Raw genomic sequence first — 16,710 nt, 5'->3', positions numbered from 1 at the left:
GGGAATATAACAGTAACGTTAGAAGGTGTTAGAAACTGTTTAAGCTGCTAGGCAACAAACGACTGTTTATTATGCTGATCGGACTTGTCACGTTTATAGCACTCATGGGCTTTACACTGGGACCTCGTGTGGGACTGACCTGGCCCGAAAAGTTCATGAGAGACACCGTTGGATTTGTGCAAGGCGTATTTTATAAGCCCGCTTCTTATATAGCGGGCTTCTTTGAAGATGTTAGGAATATGAAAGAAGTCTACAGCGAGAATGAGCGCCTGAAGATGGCCGTGGCCCAGTATGCCCGTGAAAGTGCGGAGTATCACCGGATTAAAGCCGAGAATGAAGACTACATGAACATGCTCAAGTTCACAGAGGCCCAGAAGAACAAATACGATTATGATTACCGGCCGGCCAATGTGCTCAGCGTGAATCAGGATCCCAATAATCATACGCTCGTCATTGACCTGGGAGAAAAGGATGGCGTAAGGCAGAACATGACGGTCATCTCGGTAGAAGGGATGGTCGGTGTGATCAGCCAGGTCGGCAACTTCACCTCGACCGTGAAGCTGCTTACCACCCTGGACCCGCAGGATGCCAAGCGGCAGCAGATCGCGGCCACGGTCTCGAATAAGGACACCTTTGGCATCATTGAGAGCTATGACAAGAAAACCAGGATGCTGAAAATGACGCGCATTCCGGAAGACGATCCGGTTGCTCCTCAGGATCTCATTGTATCCTCTGGTAACGGAGGCGTTATTCCTCGCGGCATGATTATCGGTAAAGTGGTAGAGGTAGAGACCGGGGAATTTGGCCTGACCCGAACCGCCACCATTGAACCCGCGGCAAACTTCCAGGATTGGAAGACACTCCTGGTTGTATTTACGCCGGAGGAGCCTCAGGAATGAAGCGTTATCAAGTGCTGATCCTGCTGCTGTTTCTGCTGTTTATATTTCAGGGAACCATTGGATTTTGGCTGACACCGCCTGCACTGCAGGGAATCATTTCTCCAAATCTCGTGTTTGTTGCTATTTTATTCGCGACAATTTATCATCACCGCCATACCGGGCTTGTGCTGGGACTTATTTTCGGAATTGTACATGACATTATCTATTACGGCGAAATGATCGGTACCTACTCCTTTGGGATGGGGGTCTCGGCATATATCATCGGAATGATATTTAACAAGCCGCGATCTCCTCTGCCGGTCATGCTGACCGCTGTCATCCTGGGGAGCCTGCTGCTGGACAGTATGCTGTTCGGCATCTACAAGCTGTTCCGGATTAATCCGGATTCGTACAATTGGGCTTTGCTGCATCAAATGCTGCCCGATCTTCTGATTCATTTCGCGTTTGCCCTGCTCATTTATGTGCCTGTCCGCAAACAGCTCGATCTGGTTGCGAAGGCGCCACGGCGAAGCAAGGCTTCTTGAATCTAATTTCGACATTTTGGTGAGAGGCCGGCAGGAACTACAGGCTGTGACCGCGAAATGTATGTAGATGGGAGGGACAGGCTTATGGCTGTAAAATCCAATCACGTTACGATTAAGGGCATCAAAGATGGCCTGGTTTTCCTGCTTGATGATCAATGTGATTTTGAAGAGCTGCTCAGCGAGCTTCGTTACAAGCTGGAGCATAGCCATCAGAATATACTGACCGGGCCGATTATTCACGTGGATGTGAAGCTGGGCTCCCGGAGAATTAATGATGATGAGAAGCAGAGTATTCTAGATATTTTGAAGCAGAAGGGGAATCTGCTGATCCGTTCCGTGGAATCTCCTCCGGTCAGCCCGGAGAGTGAGCCTGAGAAGGGACCGTCAGTGAAAGCAGGCATGGTGCGTTCCGGACAGGTGCTGCATCATCGCGGGGACCTGCTCTTCCTGGGCGATGTGAATCCCGGCGGTACCATCGTGGCCACCGGAGATATTTACATTGTAGGGGCGCTGAGGGGAACGGCGCACGCTGGTTCTGAAGGGAATCAGGACGCGATTATTGCTGCATCCTACCTGGCTCCAACGCAGCTTCGAATCTCGGAGAAGATTAGCAGGCCGCCGGACGAATGGGAAACCCGGGAGACGGTGATGGAGTTTGCCTATCTGCAGGATGATGTCATGAAGATTGACAAGATTAGCAACATTGCTCGTTTGGGCCGGGATTTTAATGTGTTTAAAGGAGTGTAGAACATGGGAGAGGCAATTGTCGTCACATCAGGCAAAGGCGGAGTCGGCAAAACGACGACCTCGGCCAACATCGGAACGGCCCTGGCACTGCTGGGCAAGAAGGTATGCCTGGTAGATACCGATATCGGCCTGCGAAATCTGGATGTCGTTATGGGTCTGGAGAACCGGATCATATATGATCTTTGCGACGTTGCGGAAGGACGATGCCGCCTTAATCAAGCGCTAATCAAGGATAAGCGCTTTGACGAGCTGTATATGCTGCCTGCCGCCCAGACTAAGGACAAGAACGCCGTTTCACCGGAACAGGTGAGGGATATTGTTCTGGAACTGAAGAAGGAATACGAATACGTTATTATCGACTGTCCGGCAGGTATTGAGCAGGGCTTCAAGAACGCGATTGCAGGTGCGGATAAAGCAATTGTAGTGACGACTCCTGAGCATGCGGCAGTCCGTGACGCCGATCGGATTATCGGGCTCCTGGAGAATTCGGAAGTGGAGTCACCGAAGCTGGTCGTAAACCGGATTCGGCCGAATATGGTCAAGTCGGGAGACATGCTGGAAATTGAGGACGTTCTTCAGGTGCTGAACATTGACCTGATCGGAATTGTACCGGATGACGAAATGGTCATTAAAGCAGCGAACATCGGCGAGCCGACGGTAATGAACCCGGACTCCCAAGCGGCAATTGCTTACCGCAATATCGCCCGGCGGATTCTGGGAGATACCGTGCCTTTAATGCAAATCCATCAGAAAAAAGGCATGTTTACCCGCTTTAAGAAATTTTTTGGCATGGGCTAGCAGGAAAGCCCGACATGATTAGGCCCCGCAGCAACCCGGCACCTCTGAGACGCTTTGGCTCAGAAGGTGCTTTTTTTCGTTGTGTGGATGTTCGCTCTCGTAAGGCTTGTTCTAAACCGCTTTTTATGGCACATAGGATAAGGTAAAACAAGCTCTGGGGGAGAATTCGTATGGACATCCGCACATCGGTCAGAAATAGAAGAGAAGCTCGAATTCGGGAGCTGCTGGAGGAAAAGGCAAATCCGGCATCAGCAACGAGGCAGGAATCTGAAGCTCTGCTGCAGGCTGCGGAGTTCAATAAGAAGCACTTTACAGGCTCTTTAGCTTCACCGCTGCAAGACTCTGTGTCGGAGCGTGACCCGGAAAAGCTCTGGAAGCAGGGCTATAGAGGCTGGGAGGAGCCGGTGCCGACTCCGCCCGCTTCAGGTCCGCCGCGGCTGATGACAGGCCTGCTTCGGAGAATCGTTATCAGTGCGCTTTTGTTTGGAGCGGTTTGGGGTGTTTTTTCTACCGATCAGCCTTGGGCAGCCCGTGTGCAATGGTTTGTGCTGGACGGGCTAAGTCGAGAGATGGATTTTGCAGCAGCCCAGGCCTGGTATGAAGAGCATTTTGGCGGTGCGCCATCCTTTATTCCGATTTTTGGACAGGATCCACAGGAATCTACCAAGGTGAACGGAGAAATGCTCGTACCGCCCCTTAGCGGGACGGTACTGCAGCCGTTTGTTGTAGATATGAAGGGGATCAAAATCGTTCCTCAGAGCGAGCAGCAATCCTCTCGGGAGGTACACAGTATTGAGGCCGGCAGAGTTATGAAGGTGCGTCCGCTCCCGGATGGACTGTATACGCTTGAGGTGCAGCACAGAAACGGCCGCTACGCGCAGTACAGCGGATTAAGCCATGTCACACTGAGGGCCGAGGACTGGGTGCAGGGCGGGGATGTACTGGGAGTGGTTCCGTTATCGGTTTCTTCCGGTGAAGAGCCTGTGCTTTACTTTATGCTGAAAGAAGGGAGCATGCCTGTCGATCCGGCGGATGTGATTCCGTTTTGATTACCATTCGGGGCACAATCCTGTCTTTGCACCCGCTATTTGTCATGATTATGCTGGTTTCGGTGATCACTGGTGGCTTTCTGGAGCTGCTGACGCTCTTCATTATTGTGTTCATCCATGAATTAGGCCATGCTGCTGCAGCTGCTGCTATGGGCTTCAAGGTTAGGTCCATCCAGCTGCTGCCGTTTGGAGGCGTGGCGGTCATTGAAGAGCAGGGAAGGATGAATGCATACAAGGAGATCGTCATTGCGCTAGCAGGACCTCTGCAGAATGTAATTATGATTGGCATGGCAAAGCTGCTGCTGTACATTGGCTGGGGAGACGCCAGCTTTCTGGAATACATGATCCAGGCTAATCTGATGATTGCCCTGTTCAATTTGCTGCCGATTCTGCCGCTGGATGGTGGAAAATTGCTGCAGGCGCTGATCAGTCTGTTCGCTCCTTATCACGCTACACTGATCTGGACCTCGCGGGCGGGATGCTTCTGCAGCCTCGTCATGCTCGCGATCGGCGTCCAGCCATTGTTCACCGGAGAGACGCTGCAGCTGAATATCATGATGATCGGCTTGTTTCTGGCATATTCCAATTTCGAGGATTATCGGAATGTGCCTTACCGTTTCGTACGTTTTCTAGTCCAGCGAAGCAGCTATGCAGGAGAGCAGAGTGGAGAAGCTCAAGCTATTGTAGCAGATGCTTCGAAACCTTTAGATGAGATTGTGCGTTTATTTAGGAGAGAAAAGGTTCATCTGATTTATGTCATGAATCGGGGCGGGGGCGTCATGGCTGTTCTTCCTGAACAGCAGGTGATCTCTTCCTACTTTGCAGTCAAAGAACCCCCGGTGCGTGACTAGCATATCTATCATTTCAGCAGCACTGTGCTCCAAATCGGCCCAGCGTGAGCTGTTGAAATGGTATAATCAACAGACAGTATCCGCTTAAAGAGGTGAGGCCATGAAGCAGCTTATCGTTCAGAGCGAAGCAGACATTGTTCAGCTCGCTCTTCTGGACAACCGTATCCTTCTGGAGTATGCCTCCGAACGGGGTGAGCACCCCGGCGCGGCCGGCAATTTTTATAAAGGTAGGGTCGTTAATGTCATTCCAGGCATGCAGGCCGCCTTTGTTGACATCGGACTGAGGAAGAATGCCTTTTTGTACGTGGATGATGTGCTCTCTCCCCATCTGGAGAAGCAGCCCGACACCAAGCCGTCTATTGAAGCATTGCTAAGTGCAGGCCAGGAGTTGATTGTACAAGTCGTGAAGGAGCCGATGGGCGGAAAAGGCGCTCGGGTGACGACTCATTATTCTCTCCCCGGGCGGTTTATGGTCTATATGCCTAAGGCTGGATATGTCGCTGTATCCAAGAAAATTTCCCGGGAGAATGAACGATCGCGTCTGAAGCAGCTGGGAGAAGGCCTGATAGGTAAGGAAGAGGGCCTGATTATCAGGACTGTGTCAGAGGGGGAACAAGAAGCTGCTGTGCGCAGCGATCTGGAGTGGCTGCGATTTCTTTGGTCGCGTATTCTGGAGCAGGCGATCAAGCAAAGTTCACCGGCACTGCTGCACCGGGAGCGGGGCATGGTCCACCGATTTATTCGCGATGTATTTAGCCCGGAGCAGGATGAATTGATTGTAGCAAGGCCGACTGAAGCAAACGAAATCCGTGCTTATTTGCAGGAGCTGCTTCCTGGGAGCAAGCCCTGCATCAAGGTTTACGAAGGGGACCGGACTCTTTTTGAGGCATATGGCGTAGAGGAGCAGCTAAAGCAGGCTTTTTCGAGACAGATCCAGCTTGCAGACGGCGGTACGATTGTCATTGATGAGACGGAGGCCCTGACGGTGATTGATGTCAATACGGCCAGCTATACGGGGGGCAGCAGTCTGGAGGAAACGGTCACGCGCACCAATGTCAGTGCTGCCAGGGAGATTGCACGCCTGCTCCGTTTGAGGGATATGGGCGGCATCATTATTGTTGACTTCATTGATATGGAGGAAGAGCATAGCCGGGAGCTGGTGCTGTCTGCCATGGAGGAGATTATTAGCAAGGACCGCACCAAATGCGTTGTGCTGGGCTGGACGCGGCTGGGACTGCTCGAAATTACACGGAAGATGGAACGGGATCCTGCGGCTAACCCCTATCGCAGAATCTGCAAAGCCTGCTCTGGCAAAGGAATTACGAGTTGATGGATTGACGACACTTTCATTCTGTGTTATCATCTCTTGGTATGTGTTCAGCGAACAATTTGCTGCACATGCTGTAACCGCTCCGGTCAGGTTGACAAGGACGGTCGAGACTGCTCGGCTGGACACCTGAATCAGGCGAGTCTGAGACATGAGGAGGTGCAAGCAAATGTACGCTATTATCGAAACAGGTGGTAAGCAATACAAAGTCCAAGAGGGCGATGTGTTGTTCATCGAGAAGCTGAATGCAGGTGACGGCGAAAGCGTGACTTTCGACCGTGTACTGGCCGTATCCAATGGTGAAGGCCTGGTAGCAGGAACACCGGTAGTATCCGGAGCTTCTGTAACTGCAAAGGTAGAGAAGCACGGTAAAGGCCGCAAGGTCGTTGTATACAAATACAAGCCGAAGAAGAACTACCACAAGAAGCAAGGTCATCGTCAGCCTTTCACGAAAGTAACAATCGAGAAGATTCAGGCGTAAGAGGGTGCGGTAATTGATTACTGTACAGATCTCCCGTCGGGACGACGGAAGAATTCATGGCTTTGAAGTCAAGGGTCATGCAGGTTATGCAGATCCGGGACAGGATATCGTTTGCGCTGGGGTTTCCGCTGTCACTGTTGGCACGGTCAACTCGATCGAGGCGTTAACCGGCACAGTCATGGAGGCCGAGATGAAAGGTGGATTTCTGAGTGCGGTGCTGCCGCATGAAGGACATCATGCCTCCTCGGAACAAGTTCAGTTGCTCCTGGAATCGATGGTGCTGATGCTGCAGAGTATTGCAGATTCATACGATGAGTATATTCAAATACAGGTTAAGATTATTAAAAGAAGGAGGTAGGCTAACATGTTGAAATTGGATCTTCAGTTATTCGCATCCAAAAAAGGTGTAGGCTCCACGAAGAACGGTCGTGACAGTATTTCCAAGCGTCTCGGCACGAAGCGTGCAGACGGTCAAACCGTTACGGGCGGAAGCATTCTGGTTCGCCAACGCGGAACCAAGATTCACCCAGGCACGAACGTGGGCATTGGTAAAGACGACACTCTGTTTGCGAAAGTCGATGGCGTTGTGAAATTTGAACGTTGGGGTCGTGATCGCAAGAAAGTGAGCGTCTACCCGGTTGAGGTCGCTCCTGTAGCGGCAGCAGTTGAGGCTTAATTGTCCTCAATCCGGCATACAGATGAAGAGGTCTCCGGCAGTATGCCGGGGGCTTCTTTTTTTAGGGATCAAGGCAGAACTATTTATGGATCACGGATGAATCCCGAATAACGTCTATGGTATACTTGGTTTTGGTGAAACTAACCAGTATAGGGAACGGGGAGAGTTCATGAAGTCCTGGAAATGGATTGCGGCTGGGGCCGGGGGATCAATACTGCTTCCTGTCATCTGGCTGCTGTGGATGCCTGGCCTTCTGGCAGCTCTTGGGACAGTAATCTGGTCTGTTGCCGCAACGCTGTTCGCGGTAAGGATGGTGCTGCGGGAGCAGGAGAGATCTATGGCTGAGCAGCAAAGAGTGTCCGAGGAGCAGCTGAAGGAGCGGGCGGTGCAGGCACTGAATCATCACCGTCATGATTGGATGAACGAGCTGCAAATTATGTACGGCTATATCCAGTTGGGCAAGCATGATAAATCGGTGCAATGTGTGGAAAGAATAAAAGAACGGATGCTTCAGGAAAGCAAAGTGTCGAAGCTGGGCATTCCTTCACTCGTGTTTTACTTTCAGGCGTATCGAACCTTTAATGTGCCGCTGCAGCTTGAGATCGAGGTCGTGGACCAGCTGCACTTGAATGAGAAGCTGTCCCCGCTGCGGCAGGAGGCTTTGACGGAAGTCATTATTGCTGCTGTAGACATCTATGAGAAGGCGGGAGAAGACAGTTCCCCAGAGGAAGAAAGACAGCTGATTATTACCTTCTGGGATCAGGAGGATCACTGCATAGCCGAGCTTGAAGGAGAAGGAGCTTTTGGAGACCGCCGTGCTTTGGAGCAGCAATTGAAGCGCGTGACGGAGCATACAGAATTACGGGTAGAGCAGGTCGATACGGATCATATGACCTACCGTCTGTATATCCCGTATGTGACTTGAGGAAGGTGAAGATAACCGATGTTCGTAGATAAAGCGAAAGTGTTTGTAAAGGGCGGAGACGGCGGAGACGGCTTGATTTCGTTCCGGCGGGAGAAATACGTTCCTAACGGCGGACCTGCCGGCGGGGATGGCGGAAGAGGCGGAGACGTTATTTTTCGGGTAGATGAAGGCTTGAGAACCCTGATGGATTTCCGTTACCAGCGCCATTTTAAAGCCAAGCGTGGCGAAAAGGGCAGAAATAAAAGTCAGCACGGTGCCGGCGCCGAGGATATGATTGTTCGGATTCCTCCGGGAACAGTGCTTATTGATGATGATTCCGGCGAGATCATTGCCGATTTGACACGTAACGGCCAGCAGGTTGTCGTCGCTCGCGGCGGACGGGGCGGACGGGGAAATATCCGTTTTGCAACACCGAATAATCCTGCTCCGGAGCTTGCAGAGAACGGAGAAGAGGGGCAGGAGCGGTACATTACGATGGAGCTCAAGGTGATGGCAGATGTCGGTCTTGTCGGCTTTCCAAGTGTCGGCAAATCAACGTTGCTCTCCGTAGTATCTGCTGCCCAGCCGAAGATCGGGGCGTATCATTTCACAACGATAACTCCGAACCTGGGGATGGTGGAAGTAGGAGATGACCGTAGCTTTGTTATGGCAGACCTGCCGGGTCTGATTGAAGGTGCTCATGAGGGAATCGGACTGGGACACGAATTCCTGCGTCATGTTGAGCGTACGCGTGTCATTATTCACGTGGTGGACATGTCGGGCTCTGAGGGTCGGGACCCGTTTGAAGACTGGGTAAAAATTAACGAAGAACTCAGGCTGTACAATCCGGTTTTGGCCGAGCGCCCTCAGATCGTAGCAGCTAATAAAATGGACATGCCGGAGTCGGAGGAGAATCTAAGCGTGTTCCGTGAGAAGACTGCAGCAGTCCGTCCGGATCTTGAGATTCTGCCGATCTCATCCTTGACGCGCCAAGGCATTAAAGAGCTTCTGTACAAAGCCGCTGCTGTACTGGATGAAATTCCGGAGGAGGTTGCAGTAGAAGAAGTGCCGGAGGTAGCAGAGCGCAAGGTGTACCGATTCGAGCAGCAGGAGGACAATTCCTTTACAATTACCCGGGACAATGAGGCGTACGTGGTGCACAGTGAGCGCATTGAGCGCATGCTCAAGCGGATGCAGATGAATTCCCATGATGCGATTCTGAAGCTTGCGCGGACGATGAGACATATGGGCATTGACGATGAGCTTCGCCGCCGGGGGGCTGTGGACGGAACGATTGTACGTATTGCGGATTTTGAGTTTGAGTTTGTTGAGGGAAGCAGCTATTACTAGTGCCCTGCAACAGAGCCACTATGAAGAACGCCAGATTTCATGTTATGAAATCGGCGTTTTTTTTATTACTGCAAACCCTCAATTCATAGCCGTTTTAAGGTATAGTGGGGAAAGGCAGCAACACGCATTACAAAAAATAGACGTGAATGTATTGCCCTCCTGTTCAATATCCCTTATAATGTCCACTATACGAATACAGTAGTCTTTGGGGAGAGGACGTTTTGTGAAAGAACGTTATTATTTGGTCCGAGAGGATATTTTACCGGAAGCTGTCGTCAAGACGATGCAGGTCAAGAGACTGCTGGCGGCCGGAGAGGCCAAGACCGTGCACGATGCTGTGGAGCAGGTGGGATTAAGCCGGAGCGCTTTTTACAAATACAAAGACGGTATTCATCCCATTAACCAGCTGGAGCGGGACGAAATTGTAACCATCTCCATTGATATGGAACATCGCTCGGGCATGCTGTCAGGAGTTCTGGGACTGGTCGCTGGGGAAGGCGGAAACGTGCTGACCATTCATCAGAGCATCCCGCTGCAGGGCATTGCCAACGTCGTTATTTCCGTAGAGGTTTCAAGGCTGAATGAGGAGCTGGACGATTTATTGGTCGGCATTCGGCGCATCCAGGGAGTCCGGCGGGTCCAGATGATTGGACAGGGATAACAGGGATGGATTCACATAGGGAAAGAAGAGATTGATGCTAGAATACAGGAGGGAATGTGTAGATGAAGCCGGTTAAGGTAGGTTTGTTGGGATTAGGGACTGTAGGAACAGGTGTGGTTCGGATTGTGGAAGGACATCAGGAGGATTTGAGCAGTCAGGTGGGCTCACCGATTACGATCGGCAAGATTGCTGTTAAGAATACAGAGAAAGAACGCAGTATTTCGGTTGACAGCAGCAAGATGACATCTGACCCATGGGAAGTTATCCGTGACCCGGAGATCGACGTCATTGTAGAGGTGATGGGCGGGATTGAGCAGACGAAGGAGTATATCCTGGAGGCGCTTGAGCAGGGCAAGCATATTGTAACAGCCAATAAGGATTTGATGGCTTTGCATGGGGCGGAAATTTTGGCTAAAGCTCAAGAGAAGCAGTGCGATGTGTTTTATGAAGCGAGTGTGGCCGGCGGCATTCCGATTATACGGACGCTGATCGAGGGCTTCTCCTCGGACCGGATTACGAAGATCATGGGCATTGTGAACGGAACAACGAACTATATTTTGACCAAAATGAGCCAGGAAGGAGCATCCTACGAGGATGTTTTGGCTGAAGCTCAGGAGCTCGGATATGCAGAAGCAGATCCCACCTCGGATGTAGAAGGTCTGGATGCGGCACGCAAAATGGCCATTATGGGAACGCTCGGCTTCCGTACGAACGTGGAGCTGCAGGATGTAAGTGTGAAGGGGATCTCCCAGGTAACGAAAGAGGATATCCAGTACGCTAAACGTCTCGGCTATGAAATGAAGCTGCTCGGCATCGCGGATCGGGAGCAGGAGCAGGTCAGCATTAGTGTGCAGCCAACAATGGTCCGCACCAGTCACCCGATGGCCGCCGTAAACGGTGTGTTCAACGCGGTCTATGTGTATGGAGAAGCTGTGGGCGAGACCATGTTTTACGGACCAGGGGCAGGTGAGATGCCTACAGCTACGTCAGTGGTTGCCGATCTGGTAGCTGTGGTTAAGAATCTTAAGCTCGGAGTCAACGGGCTTCAGGCGATTGCTCCTTATAAGGCGAAGGTGCTGAAGACCGATGATCAGATTATGTTTAAGAATTTCATTTTGCTTCACGTAGATGACAAGGCTGGGGTATTGGCACAGATTACACAGGTGTTTGCAGAATACGGGGTGAGCCTGGAGTCGGTTGTTCAGCAGCCGAATGATCAGACACCTCAGGCAGAAATCATTATCGTAACCCACAATGCCAGCAAAGCGAGTATGGATAAGGTGCTGGATCATTTTGAAGGCTTGGAAGTTATCCGCGAGATTAAAAGCGTGTATCGGGTCGAAGGCTAATCAGGCCGTGTGTCCGTTGGAGTCATGCTAGTTAAATATCACTTATTTGAATGAATACGAGGAGAGTATTGCTATGCCATACGAAGGCTTAATCCAAACTTATAAAAATTATCTGCCTGTAAATGAGAACACACCATTGTTGACGCTGAAGGAAGGGAATACCCCTCTGATCCGTGCGGAGAATCTGTCCAAGGATCTGGATCTTGATTTGTATTTCAAGTTTGAAGGCTTGAATCCAACCGGTTCCTTTAAGGACCGCGGTATGGTCATGGCTGTAGCGAAAGCGATGGAAGAAGGAAGCAAGACGATTATGTGCGCGTCCACCGGGAACACCTCCGCCGCGGCAGCAGCGTATGCTGCACGTGGGGGGCTGAACTGTATTGTGTTGATTCCAAACAACAATATTGCCCTCGGCAAGCTGGCACAAGCGATCATTTATGGAGCCAAAGTCATTGCGATTGACGGCAACTTTGACCGTGCGCTTGAAATCGTCCGTGAAATTACAGCGAAGCATCCGATTACGCTGGTGAACTCTGTGAATCCGTATCGTATCGAAGGACAGAAGACTGCAGCCTTTGAGGTGGTGGATCAGCTGGGCAAAGCTCCGGATGTATTGGCAATTCCTGTTGGTAATGCCGGAAACATCTCCGCATACTGGAAGGGCTTCAAGGAATATAAGGAAGCGGGTAAGTCCTCGACCTTGCCTCGTATGCTCGGCTTTGAGGCTGAGGGTGCAATGGCGATCGTAAAAGGTGAGCCGATTGCTAATCCTGAAACCGTTGCGACGGCGATTCGTATCGGTAATCCAGCCAGCTGGAAGACGGCGGTAATAGCTGCTGAAGAATCTCAAGGTCAGATTAACTATGTAACCGATGATGAGATTCTGGAGGCCTATCGTACGATTGCTTCCCGGGAAGGAGTATTCGCTGAGCCGGGCTCTGCCGCATCGATCGCTGGAGTTTACAAAATGAAGCGCGAAGGATATTTCAAGGGCGGAGAATCCGTAGTCTGTGTGCTGACAGGCCACGGCTTGAAGGATCCGAACATTGCGATCAAAACAGTCAACGCCGAGCCGCTCGTAGTCTCGGACAACGAAGCTGCCGTTATGGATGCGATCGCTACCCTTGAAGGGGCTGCGCAGGTATGATCTTGAACGACGGCGTACGGATCAGGGTTCCTGCCAGTACGGCAAACCTGGGACCCGGCTTTGACACCTTGGGCATGGCGCTATCGCTGTACGCCTGGATTGAAATGAGACCGCATGATCGGACCGTATTCGAGCTGCACGGTGACGAAATGAAGGGCCTTCCGCAAAATAAGGAAAATCTGCTGTACAAGGTAGCGCAGCTGGTATTTCAGGAGGCCGGGATTTCAATTCCGGAGCTCCACATCGGAATGTATTCAGACATCCCGCTGACGCGCGGCTTGGGAAGCAGTGCTTCAGCCATCGTTGGTGCGCTGGCGGCAGCCAATGCTGTTGCAGGCTCGCCGCTGCCGGATCATAAGCTATTTGACATGGCCACAGACTTGGAGCGTCATCCTGACAATGTAGGAGCTTCCATGTTCGGGGGAATTATTGCGTCTGCCTGGGACGGCCAGCATGCGGACTACGTGCGGATTGAGCCTCCCGAAGAGCTGGAGACGCTAGTGGTCATACCAGACTTTCAGCTGGCCACGACCAAGGCTCGGGACGTATTGCCGCAGCATGTGTCATTAACAGATGCCGTATTTAATATTAGCCGGTCTTCACTTCTCACCGCAGCGCTCTCCTCGGGGCAGCTGGACCTGATTTCTGCCGCGATGCAGGACCGCCTGCATCAGCCTTACCGGGCGAGTCTCGTGCCTGGAATGGACCGCATCCTGAAGGAAGCTACAGGGCGAGGGGCTTTGGGCATTGCTTTAAGCGGAGCTGGGCCGACGATGATTGCATTCGTGCGCCGCGGTGATGAGGGAACCGAGATGCTGAAGAGCTATCTTTTGGAGACGATGAAGGAGCAGGGAATTCAGGCGTCAGCCCAGCTGCTGAAGCCCGATAAAGAGGGTGTTACTGTTCTGGGCATGAACCGGGGCACTACCCTGATGGATATCGTTAAAGGGGAAGTTACAATATGAACCGAATCGCACTTCTACCCTCAGGATCTGTATCGCATGAAGCACTGTTGTATCTGTTGAACGGCGAGCTGGCAGAATTGGTTCATCATAAGCTGATTTCTGATGTGTTCATGTCTACCGTAGAAGGCAGAACCGATTACAGCGTCATTCCGATTGAGAACACGATTGAGGGCTCGGTCAGTCTTCATATGGATTGGCTTGTGAATGAAGTTGAGATCCCGATGCAGGCGGAGTGGGTGTACCCTTCGAAACAGAATCTGATCGGCAGCCGAGCTGAGTTTGAGCGGGCAGACGGGAGCATTAATTTTCAACAGATTACGAAAATTTACTCTCATCCTGTAGCGACTGCTCAATGTCGGCAGTTTCTCTCACGCAATGTACCTGGTGCGGAGCTGGAGCCGGTAGGCAGCACTTCTGAAGGGGTACACATTGTGAAGCAGAACCCGGGGAAAGGCTGGGCGGCCATCGGTACCTCGCTGGGTGCTGAGACGCATGGGCTGGATATCCTGTCCCCGTCAATTACGGATCACGACAATAACTACACCCGATTTGTGCTAGTTGGAGGCCATTCGATATCCATTCCGCGTACATCGGTGTATGTCAAGACAAGTGTTCTGGTTACGCTCCCGGAGGATGTGCCAGGAGCCCTGCATCAGGTGCTTTCCGCTTTTGCATGGCGCCGGTTGAACCTGTCCCGAATTGAGTCTCGTCCAACCAAAAAAAAGCTGGGTAACTACTACTTCTACATTGATGTTATGGAATCGGCTGAATCTGTGCTGCTGACAGCAGCTATTGGAGAGATCGAAGCGCTGGGCTGTCAGGTTCGAGTGCTCGGCTCCTATCCCGGCTTTGCTTATAATAAACAGCAATCCCCGGCAGCAACATAGCTTGAAAAGATCCCGTCGCTACTGTGACAGGGATTTTTTTTGCTTTTAGGGAGGTCAATCGCCCATTGCCTGCATAGGATGTATTATTCAATGCGGGCGATAACCTAACGGTGGCCTAAAAGAGGAGTATAGGAGGTTTGTACAGCGTGAAAATCCACATCGTCAAACAGGGCGACACCTTATATGAGTTGTCACAAAAGTATGGGGTTTCATTGGCCAAGATTATGGATGCCAATCCGCAGCTGGTGGACCCTGATCAGCTGGACATCGGTGCCAAAATTAAAATTCCGGCAGAACCCGTTACCGTGCCGGACGGCTCAAGCACGTCTATCCATAAGCATACGGTGAAGCAGGGAGATTCACTGTGGAAGCTGTCCAAAGCATGGGGAGTTCCCCTTAAGAACATGATTGAGGCTAATCCGCAGCTGAAGAATCCCAATGCTCTTTTGGTCGGAGAAATCGTTAATATACCGGCACCTTCACCGGCAGGAGCTGTCGAGAAGAAGGAAATGGAAGCAGCACCGGACCTCCTTGGCAAAACCGCACCTGGGAGCAAAACCTACACAGGTCCCAAAGAACAGATGACGGCGCCTTCACTCCCCTTGGTTCCTGACATGCCAGAAGCCCCTGATATGCCGGAAGAACTGGAGATCGAAGTGGAGATTGCACCTGAAATCGTGGTAAAGCCAGAGATTACCGTAAGCCCAGAGGTTGTAGAGAAGACTGTGATCATTGAGAAAGAATGCCTGCCTGACATGCATCCGTCCATGCCAGCCTGCCCTGAACCGTATACGGAAGCCAGTGAGGCTATGCCTCATTTTCCTATGCCTTGTGCTCCAGGAGACTTCTCCCAGTCTATGGTAAATCCGATGTACGGAGGGATGCCGGCACCATGGGCGCCCACAGCATCCTATAGCATGCTGCCTGAAATGCCTTGTGGCTGCAATGAGGGATCGCCATTGTCTCCATATCCGATGTGGTTTGATGGGGGCATGGGTCATCCAGCGGCCTATCCTATGCCTTATGGCTCTCCAATGAGCATGAATGCAGGGGGGCATGAGATGATGTATGCTGGAGTGTCTGAATATCCAACAGCATCAGGCAGTGTATATCCACAGCCTCATGAAGCGGCCCAGCACAAGATGCAGTCTTCACCGATGGCTATAGCACCAGATTATTACGGCGGGGTACCCTACGGACAAATGATGTGGGGAGGTCAGGCGATTGCGGGCGCTGGTTCCATGTATCATCAACCGATGCATGGTCAACAGCAAGGAATGGTCATGGGAATGCCATCTCAGCCGTGCCAGCCATGGTCAACATATGGAGCCGATATGAGTCCCCTCCCGCTACACGGCCCGCAAAAAGACTGCGGCTGCCATGGACTTCGTGAAGAGGATGCTCCGAGCCAGAGCACGATCCAAGAAGCGGCTTCCGAAATGAGCGAAGGCAACTCAGTGACTGCAGTGAGACCGAAAGCTGCAAAGCCGGCAGCGAAGGTTTCCAAACAGAGTGGTCGCAGCAAAACAACAAGTACAACAAGTACACCCGGCAAAAGCGGCAGCGGCAAGCGTGATCGAAAAAATCCGTGGATTAATCGATAGTAACAGCGGCAAAAGCGGGAGGGGTAACCCTTCTGCTTTTGCTTTTTGTATTTGGAAATAATTATGAGTTGCTATAAAGAAGTGAATCATGATATATTATGAGTCCAGTCGCGAAAATGCAGCTGGCGGGGAAGAGCTAAGTAACTCAATTTAAGAAGAAGACAGAATGACCGAGAAACTTCTGAAATTAGTGCTTGCAATGACCTGGGAGACATGATATACTATAAAAGTTGCTGAGACGAGAGGTTGTCGAAGCGACAGAAACAGAATTGATCTTTGAAAACTGAACAACGAGTGAGTTAAACCGATCTTGCCTTCGGGTGAGATCGACAATGAGATTATGTAATCTCGTCAGTTTTGAAATGAGCAATGGAACTCAACTTTCATGGAGAGTTTGATCCTGGCTCAGGACGAACGCTGGCGGCGTGCCTAATACATGCAAGTCGAGCGGACTTGATGAGGAGCTTGCTCCTCTGAAAGTTAGCGGCGGA

At 51.4% G+C, this 16,710-nt stretch carries 18 protein-coding genes and 1 rRNA gene; all 19 read left to right on the top strand.

Annotated features, from left to right (window positions below; translation table 11 throughout):
- Positions 1–71 precede the first annotated feature (71 nt).
- Positions 72–899, top strand: coding sequence for a rod shape-determining protein MreC (mreC, locus tag JJQ72_RS08175; RefSeq protein WP_138225070.1), 828 nt, complete (start codon positions 72–74; stop codon positions 897–899).
- Positions 896–1,423 (top strand): rod shape-determining protein MreD, encoded by a 528-nt coding sequence (gene mreD, locus JJQ72_RS08170; RefSeq protein ID WP_208203341.1) that lies wholly within the window; start codon positions 896–898, stop codon positions 1,421–1,423. Before mreC ends, mreD begins: the two co-directional genes overlap by 4 nt.
- An 84-nt stretch (positions 1,424–1,507) precedes the next feature.
- A complete protein-coding gene (gene minC, locus JJQ72_RS08165; protein ID WP_138225072.1) occupies positions 1,508–2,170 on the top strand; it encodes a septum site-determining protein MinC in 663 nt (220 codons plus the stop codon).
- A gap of 3 nt (positions 2,171–2,173) precedes the next feature.
- Entirely contained in the window at positions 2,174–2,968 is a 795-nt protein-coding gene (gene minD / locus JJQ72_RS08160; protein WP_138225073.1) for a septum site-determining protein MinD, read from the top strand.
- Positions 2,969–3,138: 170 nt separating this feature from the next.
- Positions 3,139–4,017, top strand: coding sequence for a M23 family metallopeptidase (locus JJQ72_RS08155; RefSeq protein WP_208203340.1), 879 nt, complete (start codon positions 3,139–3,141; stop codon positions 4,015–4,017).
- Positions 4,014–4,868, top strand: a complete 855-nt coding sequence (locus JJQ72_RS08150) for a M50 family metallopeptidase (RefSeq protein ID WP_208203339.1) — start codon at positions 4,014–4,016, stop codon at positions 4,866–4,868. Before JJQ72_RS08155 ends, JJQ72_RS08150 begins: the two co-directional genes overlap by 4 nt.
- A 100-nt stretch (positions 4,869–4,968) precedes the next feature.
- On the top strand, positions 4,969–6,198 hold the full coding sequence (locus JJQ72_RS08145; protein ID WP_208203338.1) for an Rne/Rng family ribonuclease: 1,230 nt from the start codon (positions 4,969–4,971) through the stop codon (positions 6,196–6,198).
- A 166-nt stretch (positions 6,199–6,364) separates the two neighbouring features.
- Positions 6,365–6,676 (top strand): 50S ribosomal protein L21, encoded by a 312-nt coding sequence (rplU, locus tag JJQ72_RS08140; RefSeq protein ID WP_138225077.1) that lies wholly within the window; start codon positions 6,365–6,367, stop codon positions 6,674–6,676.
- A 13-nt stretch (positions 6,677–6,689) separates the two neighbouring features.
- Positions 6,690–7,034, top strand: a complete 345-nt coding sequence (locus tag JJQ72_RS08135) for a ribosomal-processing cysteine protease Prp (protein WP_208203337.1) — start codon at positions 6,690–6,692, stop codon at positions 7,032–7,034.
- Between the two features lie 6 nt (positions 7,035–7,040).
- Complete coding sequence (rpmA, locus tag JJQ72_RS08130) at positions 7,041–7,352, top strand: 50S ribosomal protein L27 (protein ID WP_138225079.1); 312 nt, start codon at positions 7,041–7,043, stop codon at positions 7,350–7,352.
- A gap of 169 nt (positions 7,353–7,521) precedes the next feature.
- Positions 7,522–8,277, top strand: a complete 756-nt coding sequence (locus tag JJQ72_RS08125; protein ID WP_208203336.1) for a Spo0B domain-containing protein — start codon at positions 7,522–7,524, stop codon at positions 8,275–8,277.
- A gap of 18 nt (positions 8,278–8,295) precedes the next feature.
- A complete protein-coding gene (gene obgE / locus JJQ72_RS08120) occupies positions 8,296–9,606 on the top strand; it encodes a GTPase ObgE (protein ID WP_138225081.1) in 1,311 nt (436 codons plus the stop codon).
- A gap of 223 nt (positions 9,607–9,829) precedes the next feature.
- A complete protein-coding gene (locus JJQ72_RS08115; protein ID WP_138225082.1) occupies positions 9,830–10,267 on the top strand; it encodes an ACT domain-containing protein in 438 nt (145 codons plus the stop codon).
- Positions 10,268–10,329: 62 nt separating this feature from the next.
- Positions 10,330–11,616, top strand: a complete 1,287-nt coding sequence (locus JJQ72_RS08110) for a homoserine dehydrogenase (RefSeq protein ID WP_208203335.1) — start codon at positions 10,330–10,332, stop codon at positions 11,614–11,616.
- A 73-nt stretch (positions 11,617–11,689) separates the two neighbouring features.
- Positions 11,690–12,763 carry a threonine synthase gene (gene thrC, locus JJQ72_RS08105; RefSeq protein WP_138225083.1) on the top strand — a complete coding sequence of 358 codons (1,074 nt, stop codon included), beginning with the start codon at positions 11,690–11,692 and terminating at the stop codon, positions 12,761–12,763.
- Positions 12,760–13,728, top strand: coding sequence for a homoserine kinase (gene thrB, locus JJQ72_RS08100; protein WP_208203334.1), 969 nt, complete (start codon positions 12,760–12,762; stop codon positions 13,726–13,728). Before thrC ends, thrB begins: the two co-directional genes overlap by 4 nt.
- Entirely contained in the window at positions 13,725–14,615 is an 891-nt protein-coding gene (gene pheA, locus JJQ72_RS08095; RefSeq protein ID WP_208203333.1) for a prephenate dehydratase, read from the top strand. The genes thrB and pheA overlap by 4 nt, the downstream gene beginning before the upstream one ends.
- A gap of 146 nt (positions 14,616–14,761) precedes the next feature.
- Positions 14,762–16,219: a LysM peptidoglycan-binding domain-containing protein gene (locus JJQ72_RS08090; protein ID WP_208203332.1), complete on the top strand. Its 1,458-nt coding sequence runs from the start codon at positions 14,762–14,764 to the stop codon at positions 16,217–16,219.
- 382 nt (positions 16,220–16,601) lie between these two features.
- Positions 16,602–16,710: ribosomal RNA gene (locus tag JJQ72_RS08085) — 16S ribosomal RNA — on the top strand; the annotation flags it as partial.

This window comes from Paenibacillus sp. F411, from assembly GCF_017582705.1.
GTDB classification, from domain to species: domain Bacteria; phylum Bacillota; class Bacilli; order Paenibacillales; family Paenibacillaceae; genus Paenibacillus_AQ; species Paenibacillus_AQ algicola.
This window is presented reverse-complemented; position numbering and strand designations above follow the sequence as displayed.

Excerpts from the sequence above, each read along its gene's own strand:
- rpmA (WP_138225079.1), top strand. The coding sequence starts at position 7,041 with ATGTTGAAATTGGATCTTCAGTTATTCGCATCCAAAAAAGGTGTAGGC.
- JJQ72_RS08125 (WP_208203336.1), top strand. The coding sequence starts at position 7,522 with ATGAAGTCCTGGAAATGGATTGCGGCTGGGGCCGGGGGATCAATACTG.
- JJQ72_RS08145 (WP_208203338.1), top strand. The coding sequence starts at position 4,969 with ATGAAGCAGCTTATCGTTCAGAGCGAAGCAGACATTGTTCAGCTCGCT.
- minD (WP_138225073.1), top strand. The coding sequence starts at position 2,174 with ATGGGAGAGGCAATTGTCGTCACATCAGGCAAAGGCGGAGTCGGCAAA.
- thrB (WP_208203334.1), top strand. The coding sequence starts at position 12,760 with ATGATCTTGAACGACGGCGTACGGATCAGGGTTCCTGCCAGTACGGCA.
- JJQ72_RS08155 (WP_208203340.1), top strand. The coding sequence starts at position 3,139 with ATGGACATCCGCACATCGGTCAGAAATAGAAGAGAAGCTCGAATTCGG.
- minC (WP_138225072.1), top strand. The coding sequence starts at position 1,508 with ATGGCTGTAAAATCCAATCACGTTACGATTAAGGGCATCAAAGATGGC.
- rplU (WP_138225077.1), top strand. The coding sequence starts at position 6,365 with ATGTACGCTATTATCGAAACAGGTGGTAAGCAATACAAAGTCCAAGAG.
- mreD (WP_208203341.1), top strand. The coding sequence starts at position 896 with ATGAAGCGTTATCAAGTGCTGATCCTGCTGCTGTTTCTGCTGTTTATA.
- obgE (WP_138225081.1), top strand. The coding sequence starts at position 8,296 with ATGTTCGTAGATAAAGCGAAAGTGTTTGTAAAGGGCGGAGACGGCGGA.
- JJQ72_RS08110 (WP_208203335.1), top strand. The coding sequence starts at position 10,330 with ATGAAGCCGGTTAAGGTAGGTTTGTTGGGATTAGGGACTGTAGGAACA.
- thrC (WP_138225083.1), top strand. The coding sequence starts at position 11,690 with ATGCCATACGAAGGCTTAATCCAAACTTATAAAAATTATCTGCCTGTA.
- mreC (WP_138225070.1), top strand. The coding sequence starts at position 72 with ATGCTGATCGGACTTGTCACGTTTATAGCACTCATGGGCTTTACACTG.
- pheA (WP_208203333.1), top strand. The coding sequence starts at position 13,725 with ATGAACCGAATCGCACTTCTACCCTCAGGATCTGTATCGCATGAAGCA.